Source organism: Aeromicrobium sp. REDSEA-S32_B7, from assembly GCF_001626145.1.
Lineage (GTDB): Bacteria > Actinomycetota > Actinomycetes > Propionibacteriales > Nocardioidaceae > Aeromicrobium > Aeromicrobium erythreum.
Map to the genome: position 1 here is coordinate 1 of NZ_LUNF01000019.1, position 8,362 is coordinate 8,362.

General features: G+C 74.1%; 12 protein-coding genes. 9 read left to right on the forward strand and 3 right to left on the reverse strand.

Annotated features, from left to right (window positions below; translation table 11 throughout):
• From A6Q79_RS00800 to A6Q79_RS00820, 5 genes are all read left to right on the forward strand, one after another.
• Positions 1–467: hypothetical protein (locus tag A6Q79_RS00800; protein ID WP_317695417.1), on the forward strand; the 467-nt coding region annotated here is incomplete at its 5' end.
• Between the two features lie 75 nt (positions 468–542).
• Positions 543–1,298: a sigma-70 family RNA polymerase sigma factor gene (locus tag A6Q79_RS00805; protein WP_286689492.1), complete on the forward strand. Its 756-nt coding sequence runs from the start codon at positions 543–545 to the stop codon at positions 1,296–1,298.
• A gap of 37 nt (positions 1,299–1,335) precedes the next feature.
• The gene (locus A6Q79_RS00810; RefSeq protein WP_286689493.1) at positions 1,336–1,488 is read left to right on the forward strand and encodes a hypothetical protein; all 153 of its coding nucleotides are present in this window, start codon (positions 1,336–1,338) and stop codon (positions 1,486–1,488) included.
• A 35-nt stretch (positions 1,489–1,523) separates the two neighbouring features.
• A complete protein-coding gene (locus A6Q79_RS00815; protein WP_286689494.1) occupies positions 1,524–1,697 on the forward strand; it encodes a hypothetical protein in 174 nt (57 codons plus the stop codon).
• An 83-nt stretch (positions 1,698–1,780) separates the two neighbouring features.
• Positions 1,781–1,966, forward strand: coding sequence for a hypothetical protein (locus A6Q79_RS00820; RefSeq protein ID WP_286689495.1), 186 nt, complete (start codon positions 1,781–1,783; stop codon positions 1,964–1,966).
• Between the two features lie 49 nt (positions 1,967–2,015).
• Here the strand turns inward: A6Q79_RS00820 and A6Q79_RS00825 are convergent, their stop codons facing one another.
• Positions 2,016–2,507: a hypothetical protein gene (locus A6Q79_RS00825; protein ID WP_286689496.1), complete on the reverse strand. Its 492-nt coding sequence runs from the start codon at positions 2,505–2,507 to the stop codon at positions 2,016–2,018.
• Positions 2,508–2,637: 130 nt separating this feature from the next.
• Here A6Q79_RS00825 and A6Q79_RS00830 point away from each other — a divergent pair, with 130 nt between their 5' ends.
• The gene (locus A6Q79_RS00830) at positions 2,638–3,816 is read left to right on the forward strand and encodes an alcohol dehydrogenase catalytic domain-containing protein (protein WP_286689497.1); all 1,179 of its coding nucleotides are present in this window, start codon (positions 2,638–2,640) and stop codon (positions 3,814–3,816) included.
• A gap of 70 nt (positions 3,817–3,886) precedes the next feature.
• Here A6Q79_RS00830 and A6Q79_RS00835 read toward each other — a convergent pair whose 3' ends face one another.
• Complete coding sequence (locus A6Q79_RS00835; RefSeq protein ID WP_286689498.1) at positions 3,887–4,099, reverse strand: CDGSH iron-sulfur domain-containing protein; 213 nt, start codon at positions 4,097–4,099, stop codon at positions 3,887–3,889.
• The gene (locus A6Q79_RS00840; protein ID WP_286689499.1) at positions 4,096–5,028 is read right to left on the reverse strand and encodes an iron-containing redox enzyme family protein; all 933 of its coding nucleotides are present in this window, start codon (positions 5,026–5,028) and stop codon (positions 4,096–4,098) included. The genes A6Q79_RS00835 and A6Q79_RS00840 overlap by 4 nt, the downstream gene beginning before the upstream one ends.
• A gap of 264 nt (positions 5,029–5,292) precedes the next feature.
• Between A6Q79_RS00840 and A6Q79_RS00845 the strand changes: the two genes are divergently transcribed.
• The 3 genes from A6Q79_RS00845 to A6Q79_RS00855 form a co-directional block, all read left to right on the forward strand.
• Positions 5,293–6,279 carry an alpha/beta hydrolase gene (locus tag A6Q79_RS00845; protein ID WP_067853718.1) on the forward strand — a complete coding sequence of 329 codons (987 nt, stop codon included), beginning with the start codon at positions 5,293–5,295 and terminating at the stop codon, positions 6,277–6,279.
• A gap of 45 nt (positions 6,280–6,324) precedes the next feature.
• The gene (locus tag A6Q79_RS00850) at positions 6,325–6,912 is read left to right on the forward strand and encodes an LON peptidase substrate-binding domain-containing protein (protein WP_236749855.1); all 588 of its coding nucleotides are present in this window, start codon (positions 6,325–6,327) and stop codon (positions 6,910–6,912) included.
• Positions 6,913–6,958: 46 nt separating this feature from the next.
• Positions 6,959–8,362 (forward strand): DNA polymerase III subunit gamma and tau (locus A6Q79_RS00855; RefSeq protein WP_317695440.1); only part of this gene is annotated, 1,404 nt, incomplete at its 3' end.

Here is an 8,362-nt window from a genome sequence, read left to right on the forward strand (position 1 = left end):
GCACCGGGCGGCGGCTCGTCATGGTCGACGCGGAGCCGCGGGCCTGTGCGCTCGCCCGGCTCAACGCCGCTCAGGTCGAGGAGGACGTCGAGGTCCGGGAGGGCCGCTTCGACGCCGTGCTCGACCCCGCTGAGCGGTTCGCGCTCGTCGTGGCGGACCCTCCGTGGGTGCCGAGCCAGCGCGTCGCGGAGTTCCCGGAGGACCCGGTGTGGGCGATCGACGGCGGCATCGACGGCCTCGAGGTCGCCCGACGTTGCGTGCGGACGGCATCGCGGCACCTGGCGGCGGACGGCCGCGTGCTGCTGCAGCTGGGCAGCGTCGAGCAGGTGGAGGTGCTCGACCACACGTGCGAGACGTCCGGGCTGGAGGTCCTGGCCGTCCGGGAGGCCGGCGAGGGTGGTTCGCGCGGGGTCCTGGCGCTGCTGGGACCGGAGGCCTGGACGGGTCCGCGTCCGCACGAGGGTTGACGTACGGCCGTTCCCGTGGTGCCGTGGAAGGGAGGTTGAGCCAGCAGCCGCACTCGTACGACGAGAGGCAGCACCATGGATACGACCGACCCTGACGCCCGGACCTGCGAGACGCTCGACGAGGCGGCCCACGCCTCGCCGTTGGAGCGGCTGAGGCTCCAGAACGGCGTCGTCACCGAGTACACCCCGATGGCCCGACGCCTGGCACGGCGCTACCGCGACCGCGGCGTGGAGGCCGACGACCTCGAGCAGGTGGCCCGGCTCGGGCTGGTCAAGGCGGTGCGCCGCTTCGACCCCACCCGACGGTCGTTCGCGGCCTACGCCGTGCCCACCGTCCTGGGCGAGCTGCGGCGCCACTTCCGCGACAAGGCGTGGGCCGTCCGTCCGACGCGCTCCACGCAGGAGCTGCAGAGCGCCGTCAACGCGGCCCGCGACGCCCTGCGCACGGAGCAGCAGCACACGCCGACCGACGACGAGGTGGCGGAGCGCCTGCACGTCAGCCGCGCCGAGGTCCGTGAGGCCGACGCCGCGCACGACGCGTTCGCGCCGCAGTCGCTCGACCGTCCGTCGGCCGTTGACGGCCTGCCGGGGCACGAGCACGTGGGCGCCGAGGACCCTCACCTCGACGCCGTCGAGCGACTGCAGAGCGTCGTCCCGGCGGTCAGGTCGCTCACCGAGGACGACCGTCGGCTGCTGGAGCTGCGGTTCGTCGACGACCTGACGCAGCGCGAGATCGGCGAGCGGCTCGGCATCAGCCAGATGCAGGTGTCGCGGCGGCTCTCGCGGGCGATCGACCAGGTCCGCGACCGCATGGGCGACCTCGACGGCTGAGACGCATGGCGCGTCCCGGTCGGGGAACGCCCTGCGCATGAGCACATCGCAGCACGACCCCGACCGGGACGAGACCCAGGACGACACCGACACCGACACCTCCACCGACGACCGTCGACTGGACGAGAAGCCCTTCGGCGACGACGCGCAGGATCGCCAGGGCGACGACGCCGCCAGCGGCGGGTCCTGACGCGTGACGGTGCCGGGCCCGGGTACGTGGAGGTCATGAGCACCTTCGGCAGCACGCCCCACTCCGGCCCCGGCACCCACGGGAACGCGCCGGTCGACCCCGCGACGTCCCCCGAGACCGAGCCCGACACCGACGAGCCGCCCACCGAGCCGTCGCTGGACGCGTCGGAGCTGGAGGACGACGACGACGAGGACGAGGACGACGACTGAGCGCCGGCCCGAGGGCGGGCATCGGGGCCGTCCGTGGGCCCGGTCGAGGTGTGGACCTGCCGGTTCGCCGGTAGAACCGGATCATGAGCACCTTCGGCGGCACCCCGCAGTCCGGTCCCGGCGCGAGCGAGACGCGTCAGGTCGACCCCCGCACCTACCCCGGCACCGAGCCCGAGGCCGACGCCACGCAGGCGGAGCCGTCCCTCGACGCGTCCGAGCTGGACGACGAGGAGCAGGGCGGCCGCGACGAGGAGTCGTCGGAGTCCTGACGCGGGGTCCCCTGCGGCCCAGGTCGGACGGCGCCCAGGGCGGACGGCGTCAGTGCACGAGCGCCCGCGCGGCAGCCCGGTGGTGCGCCTCGGCGAGCCGGCGGTCCTGCTCGGCGGCCTGCTCGGCCAGCATCTCCAGCTCCTCGCGGTCGAGCGCCGCGTGCACGTCGACCACCGCGAGCAGCGCCTGCCATCCCGCGCGCTTGCCGTTGACGGCCACGCGCATCGCCTCCAGCTCGACGAGATCGGTGAGCGGGGTGCGCTCCGTCCACGACCCGTTCGGCTTGAGCCGGGCGGCGCGCTCGCCCGCGCGCGCCGCGAGCGTCATCAGGGAGGCCTCGCCGACGCCCAGGTCGTCGGCCATGCGGCGCAGGCGCCGACGCTCGTCGAGCAGCTCCTCCTGGATGTCGCGGACGAGGGTGGCCGCGTCGGGGTCGAGCAGCCCGGCCGCGCTGCGACCGAACAGGTCGATGCCGGCGGCCGACCCTGCCAGGTGCGTGTGGACGTGGTGGGCGATCGGGGATCCTCCAGGTACGAGCATGCCCCCCTCGTACCCCGTCGTCCCCGCTCGACGCACCGTCCGGCAGTGCGCTGCGTCGCGTCCGCCCGGGGCGTCGGACTCCGGTCGTCGGGTACGTCCCGCGTGACCCATCCCGACCCGAGGAGGACCCGTGAGAGCAGTGACGTGGCAGGGACGCCGTGACGTGCAGGTGATGGACGTGCCGGACCCCCGCATCGAGGACCCGACCGACGTGGTGCTGAAGGTGAGCAGCACGGGGCTCTGCGGCTCCGACCTGCACCTCTACGAGGTGATGGGTCCGTTCATGCACGCGGGTGACGTGCTCGGCCACGAGACGATGGGCGAGGTCGTCGAGGTCGGGTCAGGGGTCTCGCGGCTCTCGGTCGGCGACCGGGTCGTCGTCCCGTTCCAGATCTCGTGCGGCGACTGTTTCATGTGCCGTCGTGGCCTGCAGACGCAGTGCGAGACGACGCAGGTCCGCTCCTCCGGCATGGGCGCGGCCCTGTTCGGCTACAGCGAGCTGTACGGCAGCGTCCCGGGCGGGCAGGCGGAGTACCTGCGCGTCCCGCACGCCGAGTACGGCGCGATCACGGTGGGTCCCGACCTGCCCGACGAGCGCTACGTCTACCTCTCCGACGTCATGCCGACGGCGTGGCAGGCGGTGCGCTACGCCGACGTCCACGAGGGCGACACGCTCGTCGTCGTGGGCCTCGGGCCGATCGGCGACATGGCCTCGCGGCTCGCGCTGCACCACGGCGTCCGCGTGATCGGTGTCGACCTCGTGCCCGAGCGTCTCGAGCGCGCCCGTGCCCGCGGGGTGGAGGTGCTGCACGTGGAGCAGGACGACGTCGCGGCCGCGGTGCTCGAGGCGACGTCAGGACGCGGTGCGGACGGCGTCGTCGACGCGGTGGGCATGGAGGCGCACGGCTCGCCCGGCCCGTCGGCGCTGCAGAAGGCGGCCGGGCTGCTGCCCGACGGTCTCGCGAAGCAGGTCATGACGTCGGCGAGCGTCGACCGGCTCGCGGCGCTGCACCTCGCCACCCAGCTCGTGCGACGGGGCGGGACGGTCTCGCTCTCCGGCGTGTACGCCGGCACGCACGACCCGATGCCGATGCAGCAGCTGTTCGACCGGCAGGTGACCCTGCGCATGGGACAGGCGAACGTGAAGCGCTGGGTCGACGACCTGCTCCCGCTGGCCGAGCGCTCGGACGACCCGCTCGGGCTCGAGGGCTTCGCGACGCACCGTCCGTCGCTCGAGGACGCCCCTGAGGCCTACAGCGCCTTCCAGAAGAAGCAGGACGGCACCGTCAAGGTCGTCTTCAAGCCCTGACCCCACCCCACCTTCTGGACACGTCCGGGGGTTGCGGGGCGTCGGAGCGCCCCGCAACCGTCCAGGAGTGTCAGACGAGGCGCTTGTGGGTGCCGTCGCACCACGGCAGGCGGGTCGACGCCTCGCAGCGGCAGAGGGCCACGACGGGACGGCGCGCCAGGCTCGCGACGCCCTCGGGGTCCACCACGACGTCGACCCCACGCACCAGCGCCGGGCCCTGGGCCGCCGCCCGACGGAGCGCCTCGCGCCGAGCCTCCTTGCGCGACGGCCCGTCCGCGCTCATGCCGGCACCGCCGTCGGCACGAGGCGCTCGGCGCACCGGTCCTCCAGGTCCACGCACACGAACGCCCCGAAGAGCACCTCGCGCTCCAGCGCGGGGTCGCCCTCGGTCGCGAGGTCGCAGATCCGACGGGCCAGGTGCTCGTGCACCGCGTCCGCCTCGACGTGCTCGTCGTAGTACCGCCACACCGGCTCCGCGAACCCGAGCCTCTGCAGCCCGCGCACCATGTCGGCGCTGGGCAGCGCGCTGGTCGCCTCGAAGGCCGCCAGGTGGCCGAGCGCGGCGTGGACGAGACGACGGTTGAGGCACAGCAGCGAGATCGCGTTGTTGAGCGTGAGCGTCTCCTCGTCGGCGTCGTCCACGTACGCGCCGTAGCCGGGGTCGAGCCCGGCCGCCTCGAGGGCCTGGGCGAACAGGTGCTGGTGGACCAGGTCCGGTTCACCGTCGCCGAGCTCGTCGTACTGGAGCTCGGTCAGGGCGGCCTTCGCGGCGGGACGCAGCCGCGGCAGCAGGAAGCACTGCGGGTCCGCCTCCTTGAGGTGGTACACGCTGCGCTGCACCAGGATCCGCTCCACGTCCTCGACGGTGGCCCGCTCCCGCACGAACCGGGCGACGCCGGGCGCCTGCGTGTCGGCCGAGACGAGCTCCTCGACGGTGCCCGGGACGGTCGCCTCCGCGAACCGTCGCCGCAGCCACGCCTCGAGGTCGCGCGACAGCCGGTTCCGCACCCGCAGGACGTCGGGCGACCACTCCAGGTCGGGATCGACACCGTCGAACCCGCGGTAGGCCAGCTCGTGCAGCGTCCACAGCGCGAGCGCGTGGTCGCGCGACGTCGGGTCGGGCGCGTCGGGCAGCTCGGGCAGGGGCGTGCCGGACTCCAGGTGGTCGTGCACGGCCCGGCTCACCGGACCGCACGGCGTGGGGATCCTCATGCACCGCACGTACCCCGGGTACGGGTCGGCGACACGTCCGCGCGGCCGAGGCGGTTCGGACCACCGGGAACGGGTACGACTCCAGTGGGTGACGCGGTCCCGGTGCCCGCCTCGCGCAGTGCGGGTGCCGGGCCGCGCCGCCCCGAGCGCCACCACCGTCGCGCGAGCCGTGGCCGGACGGACCGGTGGCCGTCGGCCCGCGGGACGCGGCCGCGTGTCCTAGGCTCTCCTCGGCGAGATGCCGGGGGAGCACGAGGAGGCACGATGACCGACTGGCGGCCCGACGTCCTGGGCGACGGCTACGAGCAGCTCACGTACGCGCTGGGCGACGACCCGGACGGGCAGGGCGAGGTCTTCGCCACGCTCGTGCGACGCACCTGGACCGAGGCGGAGCCCGCGCGCCGAGCCGTCCTGTACGTGCACGGCTTCAGCGACTACTTCTTCCAGACCGCGATGGCCGACTTCTTCGCCGAGCGCGGCTTCGCCTTCTACGCACTCGACCTGCGCAAGTGCGGCCGGTCGCGGCGCGAGGGCCAGACGGCCCACCACGTGACCGACCTCGCGCACTACGACGTCGAGCTCGACCGCGCCCTCGCCACGGTGCGCGCGGAGGTGCCGGACGGCCCCGTGCTGTTGTCGGCGCACTCCACCGGCGGCCTGGTGCTCCCGCTGTGGTTGGACCGCCTGAACCGGCGTCCGGGGGGCTCGAAGGGCGCGGGCATCAGCGGTCTCGTGCTGAACAGCCCGTGGTTCGACCTGCAGGGCAAGCCCTGGATGCGCGAGGTCGGCACGGTCGTGATCCGCGGGATCGGCCGGGTCAAGCCGTTCGACGTCATGAAGCTGCCGTTCACCGACGCGTACGGCAGCAGCCTGCACGTCGGCGCCCACGGGGAGTGGGACTACGACGTCGCGCTGAAGCCGCTCAACGGGTTCGAGGTCACCTTCGGCTGGCTCGGCGCCGTGCGGGCCGGCCAGGCGCGTCTGCACCGCGGGCTCGACGTCGGCGTCCCGTCGCTCGTGCTGCGCTCGGACAAGAGCCGCTTCGCGCGGTCGTGGTCGGAGGAGGTCGACCGCGCCGACGCCGTGCTCGACGTCAAGCAGATCGCCCGCTGGGCCGGCTGCCTCGGCGACGCGGTCACGTCGCTGCCGGTCCCGGACGCCCGGCACGACGTGTTCCTGTCGTTGAAGGAGCCGCGCGAGGCCGCCTACGAGGCGGTCGACACCTGGTTGCGCACGAGCTCGCTGATCTGACCGGCGCGCCCCGGCGCGGTGGGGTACACCTGGACCGTGACCGCCATGCCCATGTTCCCGCTCGGGACCGTCCTGCTCCCGGGAGGCCTGCTGCCCCTGCGGCTGTTCGAGCCGCGCTACCTGGCGCTGCTCGCCGACGTCCTCGCCGACGACGAGCCCGAGATCGGGTTCGTGCTGATCGAGCGCGGGGTCGAGACGGGCGGCGGGGACTCCCGGTTCTCGACCGCGACGGTGGGCCGCGTGGTGCAGGTCGAGCCGCGCCAGCAGGAGATGGGCCTGGTGGCCGTGGGCGGACGGCGGGTCGAGGTCGAGGGCTGGCTGCCCGAGGACCCGTACCCGCGGGCCAAGGTGCGTGAGCTGCCGCCGCTGGAGCTCGACGTCGACCTGGTCGCGGTCGCCGAGGTGCACGAGCGCGCCACGACCGCGGCGGTGCGGCTCGGCGCGATGCCGCCCGAGCCGCCGCCGCACGACCTCGAGGCGGCCTGCTGGCACCTTGCGGACGGCTGCCCGATGGGCCCCTACGACCGGCTCGGCCTGCTGCGGGCGACGTCGGCGAGCGCCCTGCTGGCAGCGGTCGACGACGCCTACGAGCAGGCCGTCGCGCTGCACGAGGCCTTCGGCTCCGGCGGCTGACCGCACGCCGTGACCCGTGTCGGGCGGCGCGGCTAGGCTCGGGGCCGTGGATGCCCCTCTCGCCCTCTACCGCCGGTACCGTCCCGAGACGTTCGCCGAGGTGATCGGGCAGGAGCACGTCACCGACCCGCTCCGCCACGCGCTGGCCGCCAACCGGGTCAACCACGCGTACCTGTTCTCCGGCCCGCGTGGCTGCGGCAAGACCACCAGCGCCCGCATCCTGGCGCGCGCCCTGAACTGCGAGCAGGCGCCGGTCTCCGACCCGTGCGGGGAGTGCCAGAGCTGCCGCGACCTCGCGCGCGGCGGCCCGGGCAGCGTCGACGTCATCGAGATCGACGCCGCGAGCCACGGTGGCGTCGACGACGCCCGCGACCTGCGCGAGCGCGCGTTCTTCGCGCCGATCAGCAGCCGGTACAAGGTCTACATCATCGACGAGGCGCACATGGTGAGCCCGCAGGGCTTCAACGCGCTGCTCAAGCTCGTCGAGGAGCCGCCGCCGCACCTGAAGTTCATCTTCGCCACCACCGAGCCCGACAAGGTGATCGGCACCATCCGGTCCCGTACGCACCACTACCCGTTCCGGCTGGTCCCGCCGAAGGCGCTCGGCGACTACCTGAACCAGCTGTGCGAGGCCGAGGGCGTGCGCCTCGAGCCGGCCGCGCTCCCGCTCGTGGTCCGCGCTGGTGCCGGCTCGGTGCGCGACACCCTCAGCGTCCTCGACCAGCTGCTGGGCGGGGCCGGGCCGGAGGGCGTCACCTACGACCTCGCCGTGCAGCTGCTGGGGTACACCCCCGACTCGCTGCTCGACGAGGCCGTCGGGGCGTTCGGTGCGTCCGACGGCGCCACGGTGTTCGGCGTCGTCGACAAGATCATCGAGTCAGGGCAGGACCCGCGGCGCTTCGCCGAGGACCTGCTGCAGCGGCTGCGCGACCTCGTCGTGCTGCGGGCCGTGCCCGACGCGCTCGTCACCGGTCTGCTCGACGTGCCGGGCGACCGGGCCGAGCGGCTGCAGGGGCAGGCCACGTCGTTCGGCCCGGCCGACCTGACGCGTATGGCCGACATCGTCAACGCGGCGCTCACCGAGTTCCGCGGTGCGACCGCGCCGCGTCTGCTGCTCGAGCTCATGTGCGCGCGCATCCTGGTGCCGGCCTCCGACGCGTCGGGCGTGGTCGCCCGGGTCGACCGGCTCGAGAAGCGGCTCTCCATGGGTGGCGTACCGGCCGACCAGGTGCCGGTCGACACCCGTCCCGCGCCGGCGCCCAGCGTCGCGGCAGCGCCCCCCGCGCCCCAGTCGTCGGCGCCTCAGGCTTCTGCGGCCCAGCCGTCCAGCCCGCGCGAGGCGGCCCTGCGGCAGGCCGGCGCAGCGGCGTCGGCACCTGTCGCGGAGCCCGACGACGTCCCCGAGCCGCCGGACCTGCCGCCGTGGGACGTCGAGGAGCAGGTCGGGCGG